The following is a 24,280-nucleotide window of genomic DNA, read 5'->3' on the forward strand; positions in this document are numbered from 1 at the left end:
CACCGCCAATTTCTCGGACTCAGTGGACTAGGAAGCTAGGAAGCGGGCTTCAAACACCTCGGCGGCCACCGGCCTGCTGAGCAGGTAGCCCTGGATTTCGTCACAGCCCAGCAGCGCGAGCCGGCCGCATTGTTCGTCCGTTTCTACGCCTTCGGCAACCACCTTGAGCCCCAGCGAGTGCCCCATGTTGATGATGGCGGAGACCAGCGCCTGCCCTTGCGGGCCGGTGTCCATCCCCATGATGAAAGAGCGGTCGATCTTGAGGGTGTCAGCGGGCAGCGTGGCCAGGTAGCTCAGTGATGAGAACCCGGTGCCGAAGTCATCAATGGCAATCGTGATGCCCATCTCGCGCAGGGCGTGCAGGCTGCTACGGCTGTGCTCCACATCCTCCATGACCATGCTCTCGGTGATCTCCAGCTCCAGCCCGGCCCCTGCGGCCGGGTCAAACGCCAGCGCCTCGCGCACCTCGGCCACAAAGCTGCGGTGGCGCAGCTGCAGAAACGACACGTTGACCGCCACCCGCAGCGGCGCATGGCCGGCCTGCCGCCAGCGCTGGTTGTCTGCCAGTGCCTGCCCAAGCGCCCAGCGCCCCACGTCGTAGATAAGGCCGGTTTCCTCCAGGATGGGGATGAAAAGCCCCGGCGGCACCAGGCCACGCTCAGGGTCGTTCCAGCGGATGAGGGCCTCTGCGCCTGCCAGGGCGCCAGTGGACAGGCACCGCTTGGGCTGGTAGTGCAGAACAAACTGCCCGCGCTCCAGGGCATCACGCAGGCGGCCTTCCATGCCCAGTGCCTCGGCCACGCGGGTATTCATCTCCGACATGTAGAACAGCAGGCTGTCTGCCGATGCCTTGGCCTTGTTGACGGCGGCCTCCGCATTGCGCAGCAGCGTTTCGGCATCAGCGCCATCCATGGGGTACAAGGCCACGCCAGCCTTGGCGGCCATGCGCAGCTCGGTGCCGCCCAGCGCAAAGGGTGTATCAAAACAGGCGCGCAGGAGGTAGTCCACCGCCATGGCCACCGCGCCCGCATCGCGTGCGTCGGTCACAGCGATGCCGAAGCTGTTGATGCCAATGCGTGCCACGTCGTACACATCGGGGCTGGCGTGCTGCAACCGCTGCGCGACCTGCTTGAGGAGTTCGTCGCCCATCTGCCGCCCCAGCGTGTCATTGACAAAGCGAAAGCGGCTGATGTCCATCAGCGCAATACCCATCAGAGGCCGTGTGCCCTCACGCGGGCGCAGGTGCTGGCCGGTGCGCTCCAGAAAAAGGGTGCGGTTGGGCAGCCCGGTGATTTCGTCGTAATAGGCGAGGTAACTCAGCCGGTCTTCCTTGTCGAGGTGGTCCAGGGCAAAACCGATGTCACCGGACAGCTCTGTCAGCAGCTTCATCTCGGCCTCGTCGAAGAAACCCACCTCGTCTGCCAGCAGGGCCAGTGTGGCGGCTACCTCCTGGCCCACCAGGATGGGCAACACCGCAATGCTGGCCACACCCCGCTGGCGCAGTTGATCGCGCAGCATCACACGCGGGTCGCCGCTGATGTCGTCGCACAGCACGGCCTTGCGAGTGCGCACCACTGCGGCGGCGAGGCTTTCACCCGGTGTGGGAACGTCAAACAAACCCAGTCGGTCGCGGATGTTGTGCACAAAATCGGCCTCAACGCCCGACAGCCCCACCGGCACCACCTGCTGCGCCGCGCGGTCCACGCGGCCTATCCAGGCGATGCGGAAATGGCCGTGCTCCACCGCAATGCGGCAGGCCTCGCGGAACAGTTCCTCGCGGTCGCGCACCCGCACGATCAGCGTGTTGATGCCGCTGAGCATCGCGTACACGCGGTTCAGGCGCTTGATCTTGCGCTCGGCCTCACGGCGCTCGGTAATGTCTTCACCGAGCGCGGCCACGCCCGTCACCTGTCCGCCCACAGAGCGCAGCACGGTGTTGTTCCAGTGCACCAGGCGCCGCTCGCCCGAGCGGGTGAGGATCTCGTTGTCGTAGTGCCAGGCCGAAGGCCGGTCCGCCAGCACATCGGCAAACACGCTGCGCACATTGCCCATCTCAGGGGGCACAAACATGTCAAACCAGTTGCGGCCCGCGATCTCTTCACGCTCCCAGCCTGTCAGGCGCAGCAGGTAGTCGTTGCAATAGGTGATGCGCCCTTCGCAGTCGAGCATCAGCGAGATCATCTCGACCTTGTCGAGCATGTCATTGAAACGGCGGTCGCTTTCGTGCAGCTCTTCCTCGGCGCGTTTCTCCCGGGTGACATCCTGGATGGTGTTGAACCAGCGGCCCTGCTCGCCCCGGCCCGCCTCATCCTCCAAAGGCTCCATCACCTGGCGCAAATGCAGCAGTTCGCCATCTGCGCGCAACAGGCGGTAGGTGAAATCCAGGCGGGCGCCTTGCTGTGCGGCCTGCAGCGCATGCTGGCGGAACATGTCGCGGTCTTGCGGGTGTACCAGCGCCAGCCACTCGCGCGCGGATTTGGGCATGGCATCGGCCCCCAGCCCCAGCATATCGGGCAGCGTGTCCAGCCAGCTCTCGAAAGCACCATCAGCACCGCTGATCACATGGGTGATTTTTGCCAGTGCCTGCGCCCTTCGCAGGCTGGCTTTGCTGGCGCGCAGCGCGTCCATGGCCCGCTGGCGTTCGAACACTTCCACCTGCAGTTGCTCGGCATGCTTCTGGATCTCGATATAAAGGCTACCGTTTTCGTAGATACGACCCACTTGCGCGCCCAGGACGGCCAGGACTTTTTCATCGTCGGCCGTGAACGCATCTTCCCCCTGCTTGTTGGCCAGGCAGATCCAGCCATAGGAGAACGAGAGCGAAGTGATGGGCGCAATCAAGCCGGTGTGCAGTGGCGGGTAGCCTGCAGGCAGGCCGATATCGCTCGGCGCACCGCTTTCATTGACCAGCCGCTCAGAGCGGCGCGCAGCACGCAACTGCCCCAATAGGCCGTGCGACACCACGGGCAGGTCCAGCAGCCCGCACAGCGCAGGTTCGATGCCGCTGGTGCACACGATGGAGGCATCGCTTTGCTTGCGCACCACACACAGCACCGCATACTGCGCCCCCACCAGTTCGCGCGCGCCACGGCATACATTGGCCAGCAGCACCTGCGGGTCGCGCTCGGAGGCCAGTTGCAGGTTCAGGTCGGTCAGGGCCGCCAGACGCCGGTTCATGGCCTCCAGCTCGGCGACGTTGCCCGTAAGCTTGTCCGTCATGAGCTGCAGGTGCCGAGTCTGAAAACTGTGCTCCATCGGGTGGAAGGGCTGCGGCGGCACCTGCGACAAGGCCTGCTCAATGGCCGAGGTGATGTCCTGTGGCTCGCAGGGCTTCACCAGCACCTGCGTCACCCCACAGGCCAGGGCCAGGTTGCGGGCCTCTTGCTCGCGGTAGTGCGCGCTGTAGAAGATCACCTGGGTTGCGGCGAGCTGGTGGTCTGTGCGCAGCTGGCGCACAAACTCGTACCCGTCCATGGTCGGCATCAGGATGTCGGAGATCACCAGATCCGGGCGCTCGGCACGCACCAGGGCTAGGGCCTCGGCACCGTCTGCGGCCTCCAGGGCCTGGTGGCCACTGTGCCCGATGAGCGTGACCACCAGCGCACGGTTGGCCGGCAGGTCATCGACAACAAGGATCTTGGCCATGCTACCCGGGGTCCAACGTCAGGCTGCGCCCGGCGGCGCGTGGAATGAAGAACCCAGAAACGCCTCGACCTGGCTCACGAAGGTTTCGGGCGTGATGGGCTTGGACAGGTGCTCGTCAAAACCCACCTCAAGGGCCTTTTCGCGGTCACCCGGCATCGAAAAAGCGGTCACAGCCACCAGCGGCACCACACGCCACCCATGGTGCGAGCGCAGGCTTTGTGCCACCTCATAGCCATTCATCACCGGCATTTGCAGGTCGCACAGGATCAGGTCGGGCCCCTCGGCCAGCGCCAGCCCCAGGCCAAGGGCGCCGTTTTCGGCGGCCAGCACACGGTGGCCCGCGGCTTCCAGCAGGTAGGTGACGAGTTGCCGGCTGGCATCATCGTCTTCGATGACCAGGATGGTGGCTTTCATGGGCTGGTCTCCTGAAACTCCACAATGAACGTGCTGCCCTGCCCTTCGGCGCTCTCCAGCCCCACACTGCCCCCCAGCGCTTCGGCAAGCTTGCGGCTCAGGTGCAGGCCCAGGCCGGTGCCTTCGTGGTGACGCCGGTCGGCGCTTTCGACCCGGGAGAAGGCCTCGAAAAGCCGCGACTGCTCCTGCAGCGGAATGCCAGGCCCGGTGTCGCGCACCTGAACCTGCACGGTGCGCCCTTGGGCCGACGAGGTCTCCTCCAGTACCACATCCACACGCCCCTGCGGCGTGAACTTGATGGCATTGCCCACCAGATTGATCAGAATCTGGCTGAAGGCCCGGCGGTCAGTGTGCAACTGCACGGCCTGGGCGGGGGCATACACATTAAACACCAGGCCCTTGCGCACGGCTTCGGGCTCCAGCGTGGCGGCGACCTCCGCAACAATGCTGCGGCAGTCGAGCGGCTCCTTGTGGAGCGACACCTTGTTAGCGCTGAGCTTGGCCACATCGAGCAGGTCGTTGATGAGCGAAAGCAGGTGCCGCGCCCCAGTCTGCACGATGCGCAACTGCTTGTCCTGCTCCGGGTTGAGCGGCCCCGGCAGCTGCATGAGCAAGGTGCCCGTGAAACCGATGATGGCGTTCAGCGGGGTTCGCAGTTCGTGGGACATGCTGGCCAGGAAGCGGTCTTTGACCAAGGCGGCATTTTCAAGCTCCAGGTTCTTGTCGCGCAAGGCCCGCTCGATCCGCTTGCGCTCCGTCACATCGCGGATTGCGCTGGAGACAAACAGTCCTTCTTCCGTCTCCAGCGGGCTCAGGCTGATCTCGACTGGAAACTCGGAACCATCCTTGCGCAAACCATACAGATCAAGGCCTGCCCCCATGGAGCGGGATCGTGGTTCGGCAAAAAAGCCGCGTCGGTGCTCAGGGTGCCGACCGCTGAAGCGTTCTGGCACCAGCAGCTCGATCTTCTGACCCAGGAGTTCGCTGCGGCTCCAGCCAAACAGTTTCACGGCCTGCGAGTTGACGAGCACGATGCGGCCGTCGCGGTCAACGATGACCATCGCGTCCGGCGCGGCTTCGAGCAGGTCCTTGAACTTCTGGTCGGCCCGCTTGCGGTCGGTGATGTCTCGGATCGCGCTCATCACCATCGCGCCTTCTTCGGTGTCGATCGGGCTCAGGCTGATCTCCACTGGAAACTCGCCGCCATCCTTGCGCAGGCCATGCAGCTCCAGCCCCGCCCCCATGGTGCGCGTGCGCGGCGCCCCAAAGAACCCGCTGCGGTGCCCCAGGTGGGCGCCCCGGTAGCGGTGTGGCAGCAGCACCTCCACGGCCTGCCCTAGCAACTCGGTCCTTTCATAGCCAAACACGCGCTCGGCCTGGGAGTTGACCAGGACGATGCGGCCTGTCACGTTGACCATCACGATCGCGTCGGGTGTGGATTCGAGCAGGTCACGGAACCGCGCCTCCAGCAGCTTGGCCTCGCGCTGGACCTTGAGCTGGGTGACATCCTTCTTGCTCGACAGAAAGTACAGCAGCTGGCCAGCTTCGTCGCGCACGGCCTTGGTGGACACGTTGACATGCACCAGCGATCCATCCTTGCGGCGGCGCACCGACTCGTGCACGGTGCTGCTCAGGCCCCGCAGGGCCTCGGCCCGGATCTCGTCTTCTTCGTGGGCCCGGTTCTCGGGAACAATGAGATCAATGAGGCGCCTGCCCTGAGCCTCTGCCGGTGCATATCCAAAGATCGCTTCGGCAGCCGGGTTCCAGTTGAGCACCACCCCCTCAGGCGACAGCACCAGCAGCGCATCGGGGTTTTGCTCCCAATATGCGGCAGAAAAATCAGATGCCATGCAGAACTCCCTGTGGGGACCCATCCCTCTGCATCCCGTTGTTGTGTTTGTGTGCGACTGCGGATGCAAGCCCGTGCCATCACCCGCGCGGGCCCATGGCTGGACCCATCTTAGGCGGGAAGCCTCCCGATTGCCAACTCTGAAATGCCACAGCCAGTTCCGCGCCGCCGACCATCGGGCAGTTTGGCCCTGGGCGGAGCCCTGCAGCCGCCAGACGACAAAAAGCCCCTGCACCAACAAGGGAACAGGGGCTTGCGAAACGGCGCAAAAGCCGCGCTGGCTTACATGTGGTCGATCATGACCTGGCCAAAACCCGAGCAGCTCACCTGGGTGGCTCCGTCCATCAGGCGGGCAAAGTCGTAAGTCACCTTCTTGGAGGCAATCGACTTCTCCAGCGAACTGATGATCAGGTTTGCGGCCTCGATCCAACCCATGTGGCGCAGCATCATCTCGGCCGACAGGATTTCGGAGCCGGGGTTCACATAGTCCTTGCCTGCATATTTGGGGGCCGTGCCGTGGGTGGCTTCAAAACAGGCCACCGAGTCGGACATGTTGGCGCCGGGCGCAATGCCGATCCCGCCCACTTGGGCTGCGAGCGCATCGGAGATGTAATCGCCATTGAGGTTGAGCGTGGCCACCACCGAATACTCGGCCGGGCGCAGCAGGATCTGCTGCAGGAAGGCATCGGCGATACTGTCCTTGATGGTGATGTCCTTGCCCGTCTTGGGGTTCTTGAGCTTGCACCACGGGCCGCCGTCGATCAGCTCGGCACCGAACTCTTTTTGCGCCAGGGCGTACGCCCAGTCGCGGAAGCCACCTTCGGTGTACTTCATGATGTTGCCCTTGTGGACGATGGTCACGCTGGGCTTGTCGTTGTCGATGGCGTACTGGATGGCCTTGCGCACCAGGCGTTCGGTGCCCTCGATGGAGACGGGCTTGACGCCGATGCCCGAGGTGTTGGGAAAGCGGATTTTCTTCACGCCCATCTCGTCCTGCAGGAACTTGATGAGCTTCTTGGCCTTGTCCGACTCGGCTTCGAACTCGATACCGGCATAGATGTCCTCCGAGTTCTCGCGGAAGATCACCATGTTGGTCTTTTCGGGCTCTTTCAGCGGCGAAGGCACGCCCTTGAAATACTGCACGGGGCGCAGGCAGACATACAGATCCAGCTCCTGGCGCAGTGCCACGTTCAGCGAACGGATGCCGCCACCCACGGGCGTGGTCAGCGGGCCCTTGATCGACACCACGTACTCGCGCAACACCTGCAGGGTTTCATCGGGCAGCCACACATCAGGGCCGTAGACCTTGGTGGATTTCTCGCCCGCATACACCTCCATCCAGTGGATCTTCTTCTTGCCGCCATAGGCCTTGGCCACCGCAGCGTCCACCACCTTGATCATCACCGGCGTGATGTCGAGCCCCGTGCCATCGCCTTCAATGAAGGGAATGATGGGCTGGTCCGGCACATTCAGCGACATGTCGGCATTGACCGTGATTTTCTGGCCTTCGGCAGGCACCTTGATGTGCTGGTAGCTGGTCATGGAAGGGGTGTCTCCTGTGGAAGCTGAAGCAGATTCAGCAGATGGGGCAAAGCGCTCGGTAGCCAGTCAATTCTAATGACAATTTTTTGGGCAAAGTCCCTGCCAGCCTGCGCGCCGCTGCTATCGTTGCGGGCGAAGCCGTGCAGGTTTGCGCGGCTTCAGATTCTCTCTTTCAACCCCTTCACTGGAAACGGCATATATGAAAAAACTCCTCGCTGTCCTGGTGGCTGGTCTGTTGGGTGCAAGTGCTTTTGCACAGGCGCCTGCAGCCGCTCCGGCCCCCGCCCCTGCAGCCCCAGCGCCCATGGCTGCACCCGCTGCACCTGTGGCTGCTGCCCCGGCACCCGTCGCCAAAACCAAGGCAAAGGCCAAGGCCACCAAAACGGCCAAAAAGAAAACCACCAAGAAGGTCGCCAAGAAAAAGACCACCCACAAGGCAGCCTGACGCTGGCATGCAGCACCCTTCGCGGGGTCATGCACATTGCTTCAAAATCGCCCGCTACTGCGGGCGTTTTCTTTTTCCGTTCTTTTCCCCTTCTTTTGCCCGCCGGTTCGGCGCCCCTTGTGCGGACGCTGCCCCCTTGTCCAGAAAGCCTTGCCCATGACCGCTTTTGCACTTGCCTTGCCTTTTTCCGCTGCCACACGGCGCACCGTGGCCGCCGCGCTGTTGACCGCTGCTGCGGGACTGCCGTTCACCACGGCACAGGCCCAGGACGGCCCCCAGCTGAATTTGCAGCGTGTGGAACTGACCGCAGGCATGCACCGCATTGACGCCCAGGTGGCCGCCACGCCCCAGGAGCGCCAGACCGGCCTGATGCATCGCAAGGAGATGCCCCAGCACGAGGGCATGCTGTTTGTGTTTGAACAACCCGCGCAGCAGTGCTTCTGGATGAAGAACACGCTGCTGCCGCTCACGGCAGCGTTTGTGGATGACGACGGCACCATCGTGAACCTGGCCGACATGAAGCCCCAGACGCTGGATTCGCACTGTTCGGCAAAACCGGTGCGCTACGTGCTGGAGATGAACCAGGGATGGTTTGCCAAGAAAAACATCAAGGCAGGCGCCAAGCTGGGTGGAGCGCTGTTCAGCCGCAAGTGACGCAGGACCACCCAGGGACTTGCGCAGATCGGGATGCCACAGCCGCATAGCCCTTGGCCCTGCCGCTTGCCCAAGCGCTGTCTTGCCGACATCGCACTCCCATGATCCGGGAGTGCAACTTACTATCATTTATATAGCTACCAGCGCTTATTCAGCAAGCGCTAGATGCCAAAAACGCCTCAAAATCCCCAACAAAAAACGGCCCGAAGGCCGTTTTTTGTTGCCCGCAGACCTCAGTCCGTCAGGACAGGTCACTCGCGGGGCGCGGATCGCGCATCAGGCGAAGTTGGCTTCGGCAAACTTCCAGTTCACCAGCTTGTCGAGGAAGGTCTCAACGAACTTGGGACGCATGTTGCGGTAGTCGATGTAGTACGCGTGTTCCCACACGTCCACGGTGAGCAGCGCCTTGTCGGCGGTGGTCAGCGGCGTGCCGGCGGCGCCGGTGTTGACGATGTCAACGCTGCCATCGGCCTTCTTCACCAGCCAGGTCCAGCCCGAACCGAAGTTGCCCACGGCAGACTTCACGAACGCTTCCTTGAAGGCTGCGTAGCTGCCCCACTTGGCGGTGATGGCTGCAGCCAGTGCACCAGAAGGCTCACCGCCGCCCTGGGGAGCCATGCAGCTCCAGAAGAAGGTGTGGTTCCAGATTTGCGCTGCATTGTTGTAGATGCCGCCGCTCGACTTCTTGACGATCTCTTCGAGCGTCATGGCTTCGAACTCGGTGCCCTTTTGCAGGTTGTTCAGGTTCACCACATAGGCGTTGTGGTGCTTGCCATGGTGGTACTCCAGGGTTTCCTGGCTGTAGTGCGGAGCCAGGGCATCGATGGCGTAGGGCAGCGGGGGAAGGGTATGTTCCATGGTGGTGTTTCCTTGTGGTTTGAAATTCCGGGATGCCATCTGCAACGCTTTTCTTTCCTGAGCAATGCAGTCGGACACAGCGCGAAGGGGGCATTGTAGGAACATCAGGTGACCTGTGCAGCGTGAGGCCACCCAGATCCGGTCTGCAGCACCACAAACCGCTGCTGTCCTACAGAGGCGCGCCTTCTACCGCGCCGCGACATCACCCCGTTACAGCAGTCGCGGCTGGGCCACCGTCACGTCCACCACGCCATCGGCCAGTGTGGCGCGCAGGGCATCGCCAGGCTGGGCCTGGCGCACGCTGGTCACGGCCCGGCCCTCGGTATCGGTGAGCAGCGCGTAGCCGCGCTGCAGCACCAGGCGCGGGTCGAGCAGCTCCAGCCGCAAGGCCGCGCGGTCGAGCCGCTCGGCCTGCTGCACCAGGCGCCGTTGCATTTTTTGAGGGAAATCGGCCTCCAGCGCTTTCTGGGATTGCGCAAGCCGCTGCAATTTTAATAGCACTCCATGGCGCATGCGCTGGGCCAGGCGTGCCAGTTGCATCTGCTCACGCGCCACCAGGCCCGACGGGCGGCCCAGCCGCGCCGCCGCCTGGTCCAGCCGCTGGTGCCGGGTGTCGAGCTGGCGCTGCACGCCGTCACTGATACGCCCAGCCAGCAGCCCGAGCGCCCCCAGCCACACATCGCGCGGCTGGGCGACCAGCTCGGCGGCAGCGGTGGGCGTGGGGGCGCGCAGGTCGGCGCAGAAGTCGGCGATGGTGAAGTCGGTCTCGTGCCCCACCCCGCTGATGAGCGGCACCGGGCTTTGCACGATGGTCCGGGCCAGTTGTTCGTCGTTGAAGGCCCAGAGATCTTCGATGGAACCGCCCCCGCGCACCAGCAAGATCACGTCAATGGGCGGATTTTTGGTCAAATTGGCGCCTAGCGCTTGTCCCGTTTGCGCAAGTAGATACAGTTTTGATAGCGCCGCAACCAACGAAGCAGGTGCTGCGGCGCCCTGCACCTGCGCAGGCACCAGCACCACCGGAATGTGCGGCACGCGACGGCGCAGCGCCGTGACCACGTCGTGAAGGGCCGCAGCCCCGGTGGACGTGACAAGGCCAATGCCACGCGGCTGCAAAGGCAGCGGGCGCTTGCGGGCGTTGTCGAACAAGCCTTCTGTTTCGAGCCGCGCCTTCAGGCGCAGGAACTGCTCGAACAACGCGCCCTGCCCGGCCCGCTGCATGCTTTCCACAATGAACTGCAGATCGCCCCGCGCCTCGTACACCGAAAGGCGCCCGCGCACTTCCACCAATTCGCCATCGCGCGGCGAAAAGTCAAGCAGGCTGGCGGCGCGGCGGAACATGGCGCAGCGCAACTGGCCGTTCGCGTCTTTGACCGAGAAGTAGCAATGTCCGCTGGATGCGCGCGAGAAGCCCGTGATCTCGCCGCGCACCGCGACAGGATTGAAGCGCGCCTCCAAAGCATCAGCAATGGCGCGGCATAGCGCGCCAACTTCCCAGACGCGCGGCGCCGCTGCGGGGCTGGAGCGCTCAAACATGAGAAACGGCGGGCGTTTGCGCCGCGCGCACCGCGCAAGTACTCCACAGAATCTGGCCAGCGGCAGTTACCACAGCCACATAACTAAAAACCGCCCGCAAAACACCAGTGCACGTACAAGTTATTGATTTATATAGCTTTTTCATTGCGCAATTTTTCATCAATCTGTTGCAAGCACGGCGTGGCGCCACTTTGCGTGGCCTGGAACAGTGGTTGCCCACAAAGTTATCCACAGATTTTGTGGGTGAGCAGATGGGGCGACGGCGCGCACAGCAACGTAACGGTTTGTGACGAGGTGGGCCCTGCAAGCTGGGCCATAATCGCCGATTGCTTTCATCTGCGCGGAGAGAGATTTGCTGTCCATCATACAAGCCGCAGGCTGGCCCATCTGGCCCCTGATTGCGTGTTCCGTCCTGGGAATGGCGTTGATTTTTGAACGGTTCGTGGCCCTCAAGACGGCCCGTGTCGCCCCCCCGAAATTGCTCGATGAAGCCATCACGGTCTCGTCCAAGGCCGTGCCCACCCCCGACGTGGTGAACCAGTTGGCGCAAAACTCCGCCCTGGGCGAAGTGCTGGCCAGCGGCCTGCGCACCCTCAACAGCAACCCCCAGTGCAGCGAGACCGACCTGCGTGCCGCCATGGAGGGCGCGGGGCGCGCCGTGGCGCACCGGCTGGAAAAATACCTGTCGGCACTGGCCACCATCGCCTCGGCCGCGCCCTTGCTGGGCCTGCTGGGCACGGTGATCGGCATGATCGAGATCTTTGGCTCGCAGGCCGGCAGCGGTGGCGTGGGCCAGGCCATGGGTGGCGGCAACCCGGCCCAGCTGGCGCATGGCATCTCGATCGCGCTCTACAACACGGCTTTTGGCCTCATCGTGGCCATCCCGGCGCTGATCTTCTGGCGCTACTTCCGCGCCCGGGTGGATGCCTATCTGCTCACCTTGGAGTTGGCTTCGGAACAATTTGTGCGCCACATCCTGCGTTTGCGGAAGAAATGACGCCCCCACGGTCCGCCCGCTGCGCGTGGCTCCCTGCCCCCCAAGGGGGCCGCGTTTTGCCTTGGGGCGGCCCGGCTGCAAAACCTCAGCCTGAAAGGCTTCGCCAATGAACTTCCGTCCCCGCGCCAAGGAAGAGCCGGAGATCAACCTGATCCCGTTCATCGACGTGCTGCTGGTGATCCTCATCTTTCTGATGCTGACCACCACTTACAGCAAGTTCACCGAGCTGCAGCTCACGCTGCCCGTGGCCGATGCCGAGCAGCAACGCGACCACCCCAAGGAAGTCATCGTGTCCGTCGCCGCCGACGGGCGCTACGCCGTCAACAAGACGGGCGTGGACGGCAAAAGCGTGGACGCGATCGCGCAGGCCTTGCGCAGTGCCGCCACGGCGGGCACGGGCAGTGTGGTCATCATCAGCGCCGATGCGATGGCGCCGCACCAGTCCGTGGTTTCGGTGATGGAGGCAGCGCGCCGCGTGGGCCTCACGCAGATCACGTTTGCCACGCAGTCATCGGCTGCGGCGCGCAGCCCCAGCCGCTGACACGCATGGCTGCCCCCGGGCTGCAGCCGCCCTCGCCCAGCGCCCCCGCATTGCGGGGCGCAGCCCTCCCCCCACCCGCCTCCGGGCTCCAGAAAATCTGGCAGACACGCGGCCCGCTCGCCTGGGTGCTGTGGCCGGTCTCGCGGGTCTACCGCACGCTGGTCGGTATGCGGCGCGGGCTTTACCGCATCGGCATGCTGAAGGCGGAGCACCCTGGCCGCCCCGTCATCGTCGTGGGCAACGTGATTGCCGGAGGCGCAGGTAAAACCCCCGTGGTCATTGCCGTTGTCCAGCATCTGCAAGGTCTGGGCCTGCGCCCCGGCGTGGTCTCACGCGGCTACGGCCGCAGCACCACCGACTGCCGCGAGGTGACGCCCCACAGCCCCGCCCACGAGGTGGGCGATGAACCCGCCCTTATCGCGCGCAACTGCCGGGTGCCCGTGTTTGTGGCGCCTCGCCGCATCACCGCCGCCCGCGCCCTGCGGGCTGCTTACCCGGACACCGACGTGATCGTTTGCGACGATGGCCTGCAGCACCTGGCCCTGGCGCGCGATCTGGAGGTCTGCATCTTCAACGAACAGGGCGTGGGCAACGGCTTCCTGCTGCCAGCGGGGCCCCTGCGTGAACCCTGGCCACGCGCGGTGGATTTTGTGCTGCATGCGGGGAGTCTGCCGCCTGGAAGCGACCCCGCCCATGCCTATGGCCTGCAACGCCGACTGGCCCCCTATGCCTTGCGTGCGGACGGCACCCGGGTGCCACTGTCGGACCTGCAAGGCCAGCCGCTGCATGCCGTGGCGGCCGTGGCACGCCCCGAAGTGTTCTTTGCCATGCTGCAGGCTGAGGCGCTGCAGCTGGCACACACGGAAGCCTTGCCAGATCACTACAATTTTGATAGCTGGAACCGTTCATCTGACAAGCGCCACCCGCTAATTTGCACCGAAAAGGACGCTGTCAAGCTCTGGCAACACCACCCGGACGCGCTGGCCGTGCCCCTGCAATTGCACATTGACCCGGCCTTTTTCGCAACGCTGGATGCGCGCCTGCTGGCCTTGGGCGTCCACAGGCATTAACGATTCACCGCCCGGGCCGCCGCTATCATCCTTGCCTGCCCGAACGAACCTCCTGAAAAGCGCTGTCACCATGGATCCCAAACTGCTTGAACTGCTGGTCTGCCCCGTCACCAAAGGCCCGCTGACCTACGACCGCGATGCCCAGGAACTGGTCTCCCGCAGCGCTCGCCTGGCCTATCCGGTGCGGGACGGCATCCCGGTGCTGCTCGAAAACGAAGCCCGCACACTCACCGACGAGGAACTGGAGCAGTGAGCACCGCAGCACCGGCTCCCACCACCCCAGGCGTTGCAGCGACAGGCAACCGCTTCACGGTGCTGATCCCGGCTCGCATGGCATCCAGCCGCCTGCCCGACAAACCCCTGGCCGATATCGGCGGCCTGCCCATGGTGGTGCGGGTGGCCCAGCGTGCCGCCCAGAGCGCAGCGGCCCGCGTGGTGGTAGCCGCCGATGACCCTCGCATCCTGCAGGCCTGCACCGCCCATGGCGTGCAAGCGATACTGACCCGCGCCGACCACCCCAGCGGCAGCGACCGCCTGGCCGAAGCCTGCACCCAGCTGGGCCTGGACGGGGACGACGTGGTCGTCAACGTGCAAGGCGATGAACCTTTGATAGACCCGGGCCTCATCGACGCTGTGGCAGCCCTCCTGCCCACCCGGCCGGAGGCCAGCATGGGCACCGCAGCCCACGCCATTGCGTCACTGGCCGACTACACCAACCCCAACGTGGTGAAAGTGGTGCTGGACGCGCGTGGCCTGGCCCACTACTTCAGCCGCGCGCCCATCCCTTTTGCGCGGGACCATATGGGATTGACCTGGTGGCAAGGTGCCGCCGAGGCGGCGGCACCCGGTGTAGCAGCCCTGGCGGGATTCGCGCCACTGCGGCATGTGGGCATCTACAGCTATCGTGCGGGCTTTCTGCGCCAATTTCCTGCCCTGACACCCGCCCCCACCGAGGCGGTGGAAGCGCTGGAGCAACTGCGCGCCCTGTGGCACGGCCACCGCATTGCGGTTCATCTGGCCAAAGCGGCCCCTGGCCCGGGCGTGGATACGCCCGAAGACCTGGAACGGGTTCGCCGCCTTTTCCGATGAGGAGCGGGCCGGTGGCGCGCGCCGCGCCGGTCCGCCGAATGCCCCGGCTATCCACCCTGCGACACCCCTGCCCAACCCGGTGCAGCATGTAAGTCAGCGCAAGGGAGTCGCATGCTATCCTCGACCGCAACGAGAGCACCGCATCCCGGGCGCACAGAACGGCTTCAGGCGCCCTTCGAACGTCCCCGCCAGCGGCGCCAACCGATTTCTAACCTTCGAGGACTTCCATGAGACTGATTTTGTTGGGCGCGCCTGGCGCCGGAAAGGGCACGCAAGCCACGTTCATCTGCCAGAAGTACGGCATCCCCCAGATCTCCACCGGCGACATGCTGCGCGCAGCCGTCAAGGCCGGCACCCCTCTGGGCCTGCAGGCCAAGGCGGTGATGGATTCGGGCGCCCTGGTCAGTGACGACATCATCATCGGTCTCGTCAAGGAGCGCATCACGCAAGCAGACTGCGCCAACGGTTTCCTGTTCGACGGCTTCCCCCGCACCATTCCCCAGGCCGATGCCATGAAGGCAGCGGGCGTCAAGCTCGACTACGTGCTCGAAATCGATGTGCCTTTTGACGCCATCATCGAACGCATGAGCGGCCGCCGCTCGCACCCTGCCAGCGGCCGCACCTACCATGTCAAGTTCAACCCGCCCAAGGTGGAAGGCAAGGACGACGTGACGGGCGAAGAGCTGATCCAGCGCGAAGACGACAAGGAAGAAACCGTCAAGAAGCGCCTGCAGGTCTACAGCGACCAGACGCGCCCCCTGGTGGACTATTACAGCAACTGGGCCCAGGCCGAACCCGAGCTGGCCCCCAAGTACCGCGCCATCAGCGGCACGGGCAGCGTGGACGAGATCACGGCACGCGCACTGCAGGCACTGGCCAGTTAAGGCACGGGGCGATCGCCCCTTGCAACCAGCGGCGCCATGGCAGCAGGGCGTCGCTTTTTTTATGCGGCGCAGGGAACCCGCTTCCAGCCTTTCGCATGGCTATACCCGGGCCATACCAGTGGGTCAGGCTGGGCTGGAGCGTAAGCCGTAGGCTTTGCCATCCACAAACAGGTATTCCGCCCGCAGCACCGCGTCGCCCTTCTCTTCGCGCAGGGTAAAGCCCACCACCGATACCGCAGTGCCGGGTTTGATCTCCTGCACCTGCCAGGCCTGCATGCGGGTCAGGGGCGCCAGCTCCACCTCCCAGCGGCGGTCTTTGCGGGTGGGTAAAACCGTCTTGGCCAGCAAGGCCTTGCCATCCACGGGGGACGCCTGCGCAGGCACCGCACGCTGGGCCAGATCCGCAGGCAGCTTCAGCTCGGCAGGTGTCTCCAGCTCCAGCTCGGCGTGTGGATTTTGCCAGCGCACTTTGCGCACGGTGCCTTCCAGGTAGATGGGACGGTCGGGGTCAAAACTGCTCCACCCATGGTGGGCACGCGCGCCCCAGGGAATGGCCGTGGCGGCCAGGAGCACGTGGCGGCGTTGCAGGCTCATCGGTTCTCTCCTTGTCATGTCTGATCAGAGGTAAGCAATCCAGCGGCCACACACCACCACAGCCAGCCAGATCACGGTGGAACCCAGCATCTGTACCCGGGCCAGAGCATCCAGGCGAGCCAGGGAACCCCGCCCATGGAACCACGCGGCGTTGCAACCTGCAAGCATTAACAGCAGCATCTTCAAGGTGAATGCGCGGCTGGCGAGCAGTTCGGCAGGCTGTGTGGCAAACATCAAGAGGCCCGACGCCGCCGCCAGGCCAAAACCACACAACGCCAGCGACAGGCTGAGCCGCGCCAAGTCCTTGACGGGCAGCGCCGCCCCACGGCCAAACACCCGCAACTCCAGCAAGACCAAATTGCCCAGCAGCAAGGCAATGCCTACGATGTGCACCACCTCCAGCGCGGGGTAGGCCCACGCATGGGACTTAAGAGTTGCAAAAAACATCGGGGCGGCCTTGTTGCTCAGTGCAGCAGTTCGAGCATCAGCGAGATCCTGGCCTTCAAGGGGGATAGCCCCTGGGAGTCCGGCAATGCGTCCCCCGGCTTGGGCAGCACCTGCCCCTCGGAGCAGCGCGTGGACCGCACCACGCGCACACCCGCCTCCTGGGCACGCAGCAATGCGGCCTCCAGAGCATGGTGGATGGTGCCATTGCCCGTGCAGGCCACCACCAGCCCCTGGACCCCATCTCGCACCAGTGCGTCCACCATGGTTCCCGATGCGCCAGCGTGGCTAATGACCACTTCCACGCGGGGCCAGGCTGCGGCATTCACTACATTTTGAATAGCATTCAATGCTGGAACACCAAGCGCCAGGGGCCAATCCTGCACAAGGCGGACAGCCCCCTCCTCCACCCAACCCAAAGGCCCGGCCTCGCCCGAATTGAACGCATTCACCCGGTAGGGGTGCACCTTCTGAACCTGCCGTGCCCCATGAATTTCGCCAGCGGCGACCGCCAGCACACCCCGTGCGCCGGGCGTGACCGCCACAGCAACAGCATCCAGAAGATTCTGAGGCCCATCGGGCGTGAGCGCCGTGGCCGGGCGCATGGCACAGGTCAGCACCACGGGTTTCGCGCGGGTGTCCAGCACTTCGTGCAGAAACCACGCCGTCTCTTCCAGCGTGTCGGTTCCGTGGGTAATGACTACACCACGCACCTCGGGATCTTCCAGGTGGTGCGCACAGCGCAGCGCCAGCGCCTGCCACACCTGGCCATCCATGTCCTTGCTGTCGATCTGGGCCACCTGCTCCGCCACCAGCACGCCCCGCGCGGCCTGCTGCAATCCGGGAACAGCTGCAAGCAGCTGCCCGACCCCTACCTGCGCAGCGGTGTAGCCGATGTTGTCGCCAGCCTGCGCGGACGTGCCTGCAATGGTCCCTCCGGTGCCCAAAACCACAATTTTTTGCCCACTCACTTGCGTACTCCGAAAAACTGGTGAAAAATACAGTTACTGGATTAAAAAACAGTTGTCCATCACTGTAGCCGCCTCCACCGGAAACCACCATGCTCGACAACCCGAAACTCACTGCCCGCCAGCAACAAATTCTGGATCTCATCCAGACGGCCATTACACGCACCGGGGCGCCGCCCACCCGTGCAGAGATCGCTGCCGAACTGGGGTTCAAGTCGGCCAACGCGGCAGAAGAACATCTCCAGGCGCTGGCGCGCAAAGGCGTGATCGAGCTGGTCAGTGGCACATCCCGTGGCATCCGGTTGCGCGGTGACACCGTGCGCTCCATCAATGCAGCGCGCGGCAACCAGTTCAGCCTGCCGATTCCCGGACTCTCACAACTGGTGCTACCCCTGGTGGGACGTGTGGCGGCAGGGTCGCCCATTCTCGCGCAGGAACACGTTGATCAAACCTACAGTGTGGAAAACAGCCTGTTCCATCACAAACCCGATTACCTGCTCAAAGTGCGCGGTATGTCGATGCGCGATGCCGGAATCATGGATGGCGATCTGCTGGCTGTGCAGTCCACCCGCGAAGCCCGCAACGGCCAGATCATCGTGGCCCGCCTGGGAGACGATGTGACGGTCAAGCGCCTGCGCCGTACTGCGACTGCCATCGAACTGCTGCCCGAGAACCCGGATTACCCGGTCATAGTGGTGCAGCCCGGCGAACCCTTTGAGATCGAAGGGCTGGCCGTCGGCCTCATCCGCAACACCATGTTGATGTAGCCACAGCGCTCCATCGCATTCACTCATGAATTAGTTCGTTAGCTGCCGCGCTGCAGGTGGCGGGCGTTTGGCGCACTGGTAAAACCAGTACGCCAGCCCTGCGGTGCCGGTTTACTTTGCAATCCTGCCTATGTCCAACCCCCGACCTTCGGAGTTTTCACATGGGAATTGCCTTGACCACCTTTTCTGCGCTCTCCAGCACTCTGCGTACCTTGACCCACTGGCTCCACACCTTCAAGGAGCCGTCTGCAGCCGACCTGCCTGCGCCCCGTCCCCATCCCGATGACGCGGACCCGGGCCGCAGGAGCGGATCAGCAGGCACTGACAAACCCCGCCATCCATCCAACATCCCCAGCCAACGCCCACCGCGAGGCAACTGGCCCTTTACGGTCAGCCCCCAGACACCACCCACCGGAGCCACCACGCGGTTTGTGGCCACCAATACCGATGCCCGGGCGTTCATACCGCCGCCTGCCGCTACCCGCGTTGCCTGTGGATCATCCAGATTGGCAGACGGCTCAGGCTGCAGGGCTGCCAAGGTCCTGCGCAGGCTCCCCACATCGGGCGGCTCAGGCCGACTGGTGATCGCCGGCCGCATGGCCGATGTGTGCGCCGAGCTGGACCGCTTGGCTGCATCCGAGGCGGCGCTGCAAGCCTGTTGAGCCCAAGGCATGCACCACCCAGCGATCCATTGACTGCTTTGTATATGGAGGATGCCGCCTGATCGCTGTGGACGGCGCTTGTCGAGGTCGCCAACACTCCGTCACCAAAAGCCCCATCCTTTCCTGTGCCAGGGGGCGGTCCGGTATGAAACGACCGGCGTGGCCAAGGCACAATGTCGGGATGAACATTGTGATCCTCGACGACTACCAGGACGCAGTCCGCAAGCTCCACTGCGCATCCCGGCTCGACGCGTACACCGCCAAGGTCTACACCAACACCGTCAAGGGGCTGGGCCAGCTGTCCGTCCGCCTCAAAGACGCTGACATCATCGTGCTCGTGCGGGAGCGCACCCAGATCACCCGTCAACTGGTGGAGAAACTTCCCCGTCTCAAGCTCATCGCGCAAACCGGCAAGATCGGCAGTCACATTGATGTAGCTGCCTGTACGGAACGTGGGATTGCAGTGGCAGAAGGCATAGGCTCACCCGTGGCCCCCGCAGAGCTGACGTGGGCACTTGTCATGGCCGCAATGCGCCGACTGCCGCAGTACATCTCCAACCTCAAGCATGGCGCCTGGCAACAATCAGGGCTGAAGACGGCGTCCATGCCTCCCAATTTTGGCCTTGGCAGCGTGCTGCGGGGCAAAACGCTGGGTATCTGGGGTTATGGCCGCATTGGCCAATTGGTGGCGGGCTACGGGCGTGCTTTTGGAATGAACGTCCGCATTTGGGGGCGTGAGGCATCACGCGCCCAGGCCTTGACGGATGGATACCAGGCTGCCACCACGCGCGAGGAGTTTTTCTCGCAATGCGATGTGATCTCGCTCCACCTTCGGCTCAACGACGAAACGCGCGGCATCGTCTCACTCGAAGATCTGTCTTGCATGAAGCCCACCTCCCTGCTGGTCAACACTTCGCGTGCCGAGCTGATTGAGACCGATGCCCTGATTGCCGCCCTGAACCGGGGCCGCCCCGGCATGGCCGCTGTCGATGTATTCGAGAGCGAACCCATTCTTCAGGGCCATGCCCTGCTGCGGCTGGAGAACTGCATTTGCACGCCCCACATTGGCTATGTCGAGCAAGACAGCTATGAGCTTTATTTTGGTGCAGCGTTCGACAATGTGGTGAATTTCATCAAAGGCACTCCCACCAACATCGTGAATCCAGGCGCACTGCAGGTGCGGCGTTAATTTGGCGCAAAAATCGGGTACATCCATCCTCGCTATTGCGGGAAGCAACAAAACTGGAAGCTCCTAACCTCAGTACGATTGCACCTTCTGCTGCGCCTAGCGCCGGTTTTGGTCATCGCCCGAGTCTCAACAAACTCCAGCTCCTGGGCATTGAGCAGCCAAGCAGAACAACCTGCTCACCTCACCTAGCTGCATTTGAACAACAAAAAAGGGCTTCCCAAAGGAAGCCCTTTTATTTGGCGCTCTCCAAAGCCAAAAAGACCTTGAAGAGCCAGACCACTCCGATTACAGAGGGGTCTTCTTGCCGTCCTTGTAGACGTACAGAGTGATGGCGGGGTTCTTCATTTCGCCATTGGGTTCAAAAGCGATGGTGGAGGTCACACCCTTGAAGTTGGACTTGGCCAGTTCGTTCACATACACCTTGGGGTCCACGGAGTTTGCGCGCTTCATAGCGTCCACCAGCAGGAACGTGGCGTCGTAGGTGTAGGGGCTGTAGACCTGGAACTGGTTGGGGTACTTGGCATCGTACTTGGCCTTCCAGGCCGTGCCGCCGGGCATCTTGGCCAGCGAAGAGCCGCCTTCAGCACAGATCACGTTGCCCAGGGTCTTAGCACCCGCTGCGAGCTTGGCGATTTCAGACGTGCAGACGCCGTCACCACCGAAGTACTTGACGTTGCCCATGCCCAGTTGTTCCATCTGGCGCAGCATGGGGCCGGCTTGAGGGTCCATACCGCCGTAGAACACGGCATCAGGGTTCTTGGACTTGATGGCCGTCAGGATGGCCATGAAGTCGGTAGCCTTGTCGGTCGTGAACTGCTCGTCCACCACTTTCATGCCCTTGGCAGTAGCAGTCTTCTTGAACACGTCTGCCACACCTTGGCCGTAAGCGGTACGGTCGTCGATGATGGCAACGGTCTTCAGCTTGAGCGTATCCACAGCGTAGAACGCCAGGCCAGCGCCCAGGGCATTGTCATTGGCGATGATACGGAAGGTGGTCTTGTAGCCAGGCTTGGTCAGGTTGGGGTTGGTCGCAGCGCCCGTCACCATCGGGATGCCGCAGTCGTTGTAGACCTTGGAAGCAGGAATGGTGGTACCGGAGTTGAGGTGGCCGACAACGCCTGCAACTTTGGAGTCGCACAGCTTTTGTGCAGCGGCCGTGCCCTGCTTTGGATCGGCAGCGTCATCTTCAGCTTGAAGTTCGAACTTGATCTTCTTGCCGCCGATGGTGATGCCTTGAGCGTTCAGCTCTTCAATGGCCATGCGGGCGCCATTTTCGTTGTCCTTGCCGTAGTGGGCTTGGGCGCCGGAAACCGGAGCCACATGGCCGATCTTGACCACCTGCTCTTGTGCAGAGGCCACACCAGCAACAGCCGCGATAGCAGCAACCACGGTCAGTTTCAACTTCAATTGCATATCAAATCTCCAGTAAAGATAAACGCTGAGAATCTTCTTGTGTCTCAACGCAGGCGAACATATCGCAATTTACGGGCCAGATCATTAGGGAACACGATTAAACGCGAGAGAAACCACAGGGGAATACCCTGTCATCCCTTTGGCACTGAGGCCGCGCCACTGGCCAGCTCGTCTGCCACCGCCTCGTACACGGCATGCCGGACCACGGATTCAATCTCTTCACGCAGTCGCGGCAGCACCGATCGTGTCTGCTCCTGCACCACGGTGGCGATGGCTTCGCGCAAACGTTGATCCAGCACAACGTCCACACGCTGCATGACCCTGTGCACCATGTACTCCTCCATGCCTTCCGGCAGTGGCCGGGTGAGCTGCGGTCTGGGCGTCTTTGAAGACCCGAGGGTCGACGCGAGAGATGCAGGCGAAGACGAAGACGCGGGAGCCACTGCCGCCGCAACGGGAGCATGGTGAACCAACGGAGCGGGCGCACTCTGCACGGGCGCTGGTGCAGCCGGGCGTGGCGCCATCACAGCAGGCGGGCGGGCACTGGGCAGAGGGGGGCTCAGCGGTCGTGTCGCAGGCTGCGCTGCTGTTGGGCTGGGTCTTGCCGCGGGCAACGCGGACGGAGACATGACCGTGGTGCGCAATGGTGCAGAGGACGCCGGCGGCAGAGGCGCGGAGTCCGGCACCTGCACCACTTCGGTGAGGGTGGGAACGAAGCGCGGGGGCGTTTTGGGAGGAGGCAGCGCCATCAGCCAGCTTTCAGCACCAAGTCGTGGCGAGTGATGGCATAGCCGCGCGATGCATAGTGGCGCCAGCGCGCCCGGGCCTCGCCACGATCCAACTCATCCTGCGCACTCACCACTTCCACCAACCGATCAAACCGGCCAAATCCCTCCGGCACCTCCGCGTGCAGGTTCAGTAGCACTTCATGGTGCGGGGCAGACCGGGCATCGGCAGTCAGCAACACGGGAGACGCATGGACCAGGTCTTCATCAGCATCGCCAAGGCAATGGGCCACAAAGTCCTGCGGAGCAAGGGCCCAGAGCATGCGGTCCAGCGCCGCCAAGGTGTCGGGCGGCGCCGCAATCACCAGGCGGGCCCCGCTGCGCTGCACCTTGCGCGCAAAGCGGCATGCGTAGGCCAGCTTGTCCGGCGCATTGAAATGAAACGCAACCTCGGTCATGGCACGCTCAGGCCGTCTTGGTGCGCACGGAGCGTTTTGCCGCCGCAGGCTTTGAAACCGGCTTGGCGGCAATGGCCTGGCCCATCAGATAGTGCACCAGAAGTCCCACCGGCCGCCCTGTGGCACCTTTGGCTGCGCCCCCCTTCCAAGCCGTGCCAGCGATATCCAGGTGCGCCCATGGCACGTCGCCCACGTACTTTTGCAGGAACTTCGCGGCGGTGATGGAGCCCCCCGCACGGCCGGCTACATTGCCCATGTCGGCGAAATTGCTCTTGAGACCATCGGCATAGTCGTCGTCCAGCGGCATACGCCAGCAAGGGTCCTGGGCAGACTCGCCAGCCTGCTGCAATGCGGATGCCAGGGGATCATTGTTGGCGAACAGACCACTGCGCACACCACCGAGTGCAATCACGCAGGCGCCGGTCAGGGTGGCAATGTCCACCACGGCGGCAGGCTTGAAGCGGGCGGCGTAGGTGAGCGCATCGCACAGCACCAGTCGACCTTCGGCGTCGGTGTTCAGGATTTCGATGGTCTGACCGCTCATGCTTGTGACCACGTCACCCGGCTTGACGGCACGGCCATCGGGCATGTTCTCGCAGGCGGGTATCAGCCCCACCACATTGATCGAGGGCTGCAGCTCCCCCAGAGCGCGAAAGGTGCCCAGCACGCTGGCAGCGCCGCACATGTCGAACTTCATCTCGTCCATCTCCGGGGCAGGCTTGATGGAGATGCCCCCGGTATCGAACGTAATGCCCTTGCCCACCAGCACGACGGGAGCCTGGTCTTTGGCCGCGCCGTTGTAGCGCAATTCGATGAATCTCAGGGGTTCCTCGGAACCCCTTGCCACAGCGAGGAAGGCGCCCATGCCCAACCGGGCCACTTCGGCCGGGCCGTGGACCTTGCACTGGATGCGGGGCAGCTTGCTCAGGGTCTTGGCGGCATCGGCGAGCAGGGTGGGGGTGGCATGGTTGGCGGGGCGGTTGCCCCATTCCCGCGCAAACTCCACCCCAGCCACCAGCGCCACACCGGCGTCGAAGTCCTCGCGCACATCCGGGGCGGTGGGTACACCGACCACGCAGCGGCTCAGGCTGCGCGCCTCCACCTTGGTCTTGGTGGTGGTGTAGACATAGCTCACTTCGGCCACGGCCTGCACAGCGGCGCTGACAGAAGCGGCTTGCACGGCCCCGGCAAAACACAACACCACCCGTTTGGTCTGCGGCGCCTTGACCGCCCCCCCACCGCCTGCAGCGCCTGGCGGGTGGCACGGGCAGATCCGTCACCCTGCCCCACCAACACTACGCGACGGGCGGCAACGGCAGGCACCTGGTACAGCTGCAGGTGCTTGCCCGCCTTGGTGGCCAGATCCCCGTTCTTGAGCGCCAGGGCCGCCAGGGCGGACAGCGCATCCTTGCCGGGCTTGAAGCCCTCAGGGAGCAGCACAACCAGCAGGTCGCATTTCTCTGAAGCTGCCGCAGCAAGGTCAAGGGTCTTGAGATCAAAGTTCATAATCGGTGTTTTCCTTTTGAGCGTGCTATG

At 63.6% G+C, this 24,280-nt stretch carries 24 protein-coding genes and 1 pseudogene; 12 read left to right on the forward strand and 13 right to left on the reverse strand.

From position 1 onward, the window contains the following. Positions 1–27: 27 nt before the first annotated feature. From C8C94_RS07455 to icd, 4 genes are all read right to left on the reverse strand, one after another. Positions 28–3,645, reverse strand: a complete 3,618-nt coding sequence (locus C8C94_RS07455) for an EAL domain-containing protein (RefSeq protein ID WP_121420280.1) — start codon at positions 3,643–3,645, stop codon at positions 28–30. A gap of 18 nt (positions 3,646–3,663) precedes the next feature. Then, positions 3,664–4,059 carry a response regulator gene (locus C8C94_RS07460; protein WP_055396057.1) on the reverse strand — a complete coding sequence of 132 codons (396 nt, stop codon included), beginning with the start codon at positions 4,057–4,059 and terminating at the stop codon, positions 3,664–3,666. Beyond that, on the reverse strand, positions 4,056–5,909 hold the full coding sequence (locus C8C94_RS07465) for a PAS domain S-box protein (RefSeq protein WP_121420281.1): 1,854 nt from the start codon (positions 5,907–5,909) through the stop codon (positions 4,056–4,058). Before C8C94_RS07465 ends, C8C94_RS07460 begins: the two co-directional genes overlap by 4 nt. A 281-nt stretch (positions 5,910–6,190) precedes the next feature. Next, complete coding sequence (gene icd, locus C8C94_RS07470) at positions 6,191–7,450, reverse strand: NADP-dependent isocitrate dehydrogenase (RefSeq protein ID WP_121420282.1); 1,260 nt, start codon at positions 7,448–7,450, stop codon at positions 6,191–6,193. A gap of 199 nt (positions 7,451–7,649) precedes the next feature. Between icd and C8C94_RS07475 the strand changes: the two genes are divergently transcribed. Continuing rightward, positions 7,650–7,895 carry a hypothetical protein gene (locus C8C94_RS07475; RefSeq protein ID WP_055396052.1) on the forward strand — a complete coding sequence of 82 codons (246 nt, stop codon included), beginning with the start codon at positions 7,650–7,652 and terminating at the stop codon, positions 7,893–7,895. 156 nt (positions 7,896–8,051) lie between these two features. Continuing rightward, the gene (locus tag C8C94_RS07480; RefSeq protein ID WP_055396050.1) at positions 8,052–8,549 is read left to right on the forward strand and encodes a DUF192 domain-containing protein; all 498 of its coding nucleotides are present in this window, start codon (positions 8,052–8,054) and stop codon (positions 8,547–8,549) included. Positions 8,550–8,825: 276 nt separating this feature from the next. On the opposite strand, the gene C8C94_RS07485 is transcribed toward C8C94_RS07480, so the two are convergent. Both C8C94_RS07485 and xseA read right to left on the reverse strand, forming a co-directional pair. Next, on the reverse strand, positions 8,826–9,407 hold the full coding sequence (locus C8C94_RS07485) for a superoxide dismutase (protein ID WP_121420283.1): 582 nt from the start codon (positions 9,405–9,407) through the stop codon (positions 8,826–8,828). Positions 9,408–9,617: 210 nt separating this feature from the next. After that, positions 9,618–10,943 (reverse strand): exodeoxyribonuclease VII large subunit, encoded by a 1,326-nt coding sequence (gene xseA, locus C8C94_RS07490; RefSeq protein WP_121420284.1) that lies wholly within the window; start codon positions 10,941–10,943, stop codon positions 9,618–9,620. A 352-nt stretch (positions 10,944–11,295) separates the two neighbouring features. Here xseA and C8C94_RS07495 point away from each other — a divergent pair, with 352 nt between their 5' ends. From C8C94_RS07495 to adk, 6 genes are all read left to right on the forward strand, one after another. Further along, the gene (locus C8C94_RS07495; RefSeq protein WP_055396044.1) at positions 11,296–11,940 is read left to right on the forward strand and encodes a MotA/TolQ/ExbB proton channel family protein; all 645 of its coding nucleotides are present in this window, start codon (positions 11,296–11,298) and stop codon (positions 11,938–11,940) included. 106 nt (positions 11,941–12,046) lie between these two features. Next, complete coding sequence (locus C8C94_RS07500; RefSeq protein ID WP_121420285.1) at positions 12,047–12,481, forward strand: biopolymer transporter ExbD; 435 nt, start codon at positions 12,047–12,049, stop codon at positions 12,479–12,481. A 5-nt stretch (positions 12,482–12,486) separates the two neighbouring features. After that, complete coding sequence (lpxK, locus tag C8C94_RS07505; RefSeq protein ID WP_121420286.1) at positions 12,487–13,551, forward strand: tetraacyldisaccharide 4'-kinase; 1,065 nt, start codon at positions 12,487–12,489, stop codon at positions 13,549–13,551. A gap of 70 nt (positions 13,552–13,621) precedes the next feature. Beyond that, the gene (locus C8C94_RS07510) at positions 13,622–13,804 is read left to right on the forward strand and encodes a Trm112 family protein (protein ID WP_010458810.1); all 183 of its coding nucleotides are present in this window, start codon (positions 13,622–13,624) and stop codon (positions 13,802–13,804) included. After that, a complete protein-coding gene (gene kdsB / locus C8C94_RS07515) occupies positions 13,801–14,640 on the forward strand; it encodes a 3-deoxy-manno-octulosonate cytidylyltransferase (protein WP_121420287.1) in 840 nt (279 codons plus the stop codon). Before C8C94_RS07510 ends, kdsB begins: the two co-directional genes overlap by 4 nt. Before the next feature lie 227 nt (positions 14,641–14,867). Next, entirely contained in the window at positions 14,868–15,524 is a 657-nt protein-coding gene (adk, locus tag C8C94_RS07520) for an adenylate kinase (RefSeq protein ID WP_121420288.1), read from the forward strand. Positions 15,525–15,647: 123 nt separating this feature from the next. Here the strand turns inward: adk and C8C94_RS07525 are convergent, their stop codons facing one another. From C8C94_RS07525 to C8C94_RS07535, 3 genes are read right to left on the reverse strand one after another with little or no spacing between them, the layout of a single operon-like run. Then, a complete protein-coding gene (locus C8C94_RS07525; RefSeq protein WP_121420289.1) occupies positions 15,648–16,118 on the reverse strand; it encodes a DUF6152 family protein in 471 nt (156 codons plus the stop codon). A 24-nt stretch (positions 16,119–16,142) separates the two neighbouring features. Next, positions 16,143–16,565, reverse strand: coding sequence for a hypothetical protein (locus tag C8C94_RS07530; protein WP_121420290.1), 423 nt, complete (start codon positions 16,563–16,565; stop codon positions 16,143–16,145). A gap of 17 nt (positions 16,566–16,582) precedes the next feature. Continuing rightward, positions 16,583–17,533, reverse strand: coding sequence for an asparaginase (locus C8C94_RS07535; protein WP_199731215.1), 951 nt, complete (start codon positions 17,531–17,533; stop codon positions 16,583–16,585). 89 nt (positions 17,534–17,622) lie between these two features. Here C8C94_RS07535 and lexA point away from each other — a divergent pair, with 89 nt between their 5' ends. The 3 genes from lexA to C8C94_RS07545 all read left to right on the forward strand — a co-directional run bounded on the left by lexA (position 17,623) and on the right by C8C94_RS07545 (position 20,148). Next, positions 17,623–18,297: a transcriptional repressor LexA gene (gene lexA, locus C8C94_RS07540; RefSeq protein ID WP_121420291.1), complete on the forward strand. Its 675-nt coding sequence runs from the start codon at positions 17,623–17,625 to the stop codon at positions 18,295–18,297. Between the two features lie 173 nt (positions 18,298–18,470). Continuing rightward, positions 18,471–18,959: a hypothetical protein gene (locus C8C94_RS25450; RefSeq protein WP_147433245.1), complete on the forward strand. Its 489-nt coding sequence runs from the start codon at positions 18,471–18,473 to the stop codon at positions 18,957–18,959. 181 nt (positions 18,960–19,140) lie between these two features. Further along, positions 19,141–20,148: a D-2-hydroxyacid dehydrogenase family protein gene (locus tag C8C94_RS07545; protein ID WP_121420292.1), complete on the forward strand. Its 1,008-nt coding sequence runs from the start codon at positions 19,141–19,143 to the stop codon at positions 20,146–20,148. Positions 20,149–20,433: 285 nt separating this feature from the next. Here C8C94_RS07545 and C8C94_RS07550 read toward each other — a convergent pair whose 3' ends face one another. Continuing rightward, positions 20,434–21,561 carry a branched-chain amino acid ABC transporter substrate-binding protein gene (locus C8C94_RS07550; protein ID WP_121420293.1) on the reverse strand — a complete coding sequence of 376 codons (1,128 nt, stop codon included), beginning with the start codon at positions 21,559–21,561 and terminating at the stop codon, positions 20,434–20,436. 131 nt (positions 21,562–21,692) lie between these two features. Beyond that, entirely contained in the window at positions 21,693–21,893 is a 201-nt protein-coding gene (locus tag C8C94_RS26050) for a hypothetical protein (RefSeq protein WP_055396105.1), read from the reverse strand. Here C8C94_RS26050 and C8C94_RS26055 point away from each other — a divergent pair. After that, a complete protein-coding gene (locus C8C94_RS26055; RefSeq protein WP_306556267.1) occupies positions 21,892–22,029 on the forward strand; it encodes a hypothetical protein in 138 nt (45 codons plus the stop codon). The two genes, C8C94_RS26050 and C8C94_RS26055, sit on opposite strands and share 2 nt — an antisense overlap. A gap of 280 nt (positions 22,030–22,309) precedes the next feature. On the opposite strand, the gene C8C94_RS07560 is transcribed toward C8C94_RS26055, so the two are convergent. Beyond that, positions 22,310–22,744 carry a DNA polymerase III subunit chi gene (locus C8C94_RS07560; RefSeq protein WP_121420295.1) on the reverse strand — a complete coding sequence of 145 codons (435 nt, stop codon included), beginning with the start codon at positions 22,742–22,744 and terminating at the stop codon, positions 22,310–22,312. Between the two features lie 7 nt (positions 22,745–22,751). Next, positions 22,752–24,250: pseudogene (locus C8C94_RS07565) on the reverse strand (leucyl aminopeptidase). Between the last annotated feature and the right edge of the window lie 30 nt (positions 24,251–24,280).

The organism is Acidovorax sp. 94, from assembly GCF_003634645.1.
Lineage (GTDB): Bacteria > Pseudomonadota > Gammaproteobacteria > Burkholderiales > Burkholderiaceae_C > Acidovorax > Acidovorax facilis.

Coding starts and splice junctions, on each gene's coding strand:
- C8C94_RS07545 (WP_121420292.1), top strand. CDS start 19,141: ATGAACATTGTGATCCTCGACGACTACCAGGACGCAGTCCGCAAGCTC.
- lexA (WP_121420291.1), top strand. CDS start 17,623: ATGCTCGACAACCCGAAACTCACTGCCCGCCAGCAACAAATTCTGGAT.
- C8C94_RS07465 (WP_121420281.1), bottom strand. CDS start 5,909: ATGGCATCTGATTTTTCTGCCGCATATTGGGAGCAAAACCCCGATGCG.
- C8C94_RS07455 (WP_121420280.1), bottom strand. CDS start 3,645: ATGGCCAAGATCCTTGTTGTCGATGACCTGCCGGCCAACCGTGCGCTG.
- C8C94_RS07475 (WP_055396052.1), top strand. CDS start 7,650: ATGAAAAAACTCCTCGCTGTCCTGGTGGCTGGTCTGTTGGGTGCAAGT.
- lpxK (WP_121420286.1), top strand. CDS start 12,487: ATGGCTGCCCCCGGGCTGCAGCCGCCCTCGCCCAGCGCCCCCGCATTG.
- C8C94_RS07485 (WP_121420283.1), bottom strand. CDS start 9,407: ATGGAACATACCCTTCCCCCGCTGCCCTACGCCATCGATGCCCTGGCT.
- C8C94_RS26050 (WP_055396105.1), bottom strand. CDS start 21,893: ATGGTGCACAGGGTCATGCAGCGTGTGGACGTTGTGCTGGATCAACGT.
- C8C94_RS07560 (WP_121420295.1), bottom strand. CDS start 22,744: ATGACCGAGGTTGCGTTTCATTTCAATGCGCCGGACAAGCTGGCCTAC.
- C8C94_RS07480 (WP_055396050.1), top strand. CDS start 8,052: ATGACCGCTTTTGCACTTGCCTTGCCTTTTTCCGCTGCCACACGGCGC.
- icd (WP_121420282.1), bottom strand. CDS start 7,450: ATGACCAGCTACCAGCACATCAAGGTGCCTGCCGAAGGCCAGAAAATC.
- C8C94_RS07530 (WP_121420290.1), bottom strand. CDS start 16,565: ATGTTTTTTGCAACTCTTAAGTCCCATGCGTGGGCCTACCCCGCGCTG.
- C8C94_RS07460 (WP_055396057.1), bottom strand. CDS start 4,059: ATGAAAGCCACCATCCTGGTCATCGAAGACGATGATGCCAGCCGGCAA.
- xseA (WP_121420284.1), bottom strand. CDS start 10,943: ATGTTTGAGCGCTCCAGCCCCGCAGCGGCGCCGCGCGTCTGGGAAGTT.
- adk (WP_121420288.1), top strand. CDS start 14,868: ATGAGACTGATTTTGTTGGGCGCGCCTGGCGCCGGAAAGGGCACGCAA.
- C8C94_RS26055 (WP_306556267.1), top strand. CDS start 21,892: ATGTACTCCTCCATGCCTTCCGGCAGTGGCCGGGTGAGCTGCGGTCTG.
- C8C94_RS07550 (WP_121420293.1), bottom strand. CDS start 21,561: ATGCAATTGAAGTTGAAACTGACCGTGGTTGCTGCTATCGCGGCTGTT.
- C8C94_RS07510 (WP_010458810.1), top strand. CDS start 13,622: ATGGATCCCAAACTGCTTGAACTGCTGGTCTGCCCCGTCACCAAAGGC.
- C8C94_RS07500 (WP_121420285.1), top strand. CDS start 12,047: ATGAACTTCCGTCCCCGCGCCAAGGAAGAGCCGGAGATCAACCTGATC.
- C8C94_RS07525 (WP_121420289.1), bottom strand. CDS start 16,118: ATGAGCCTGCAACGCCGCCACGTGCTCCTGGCCGCCACGGCCATTCCC.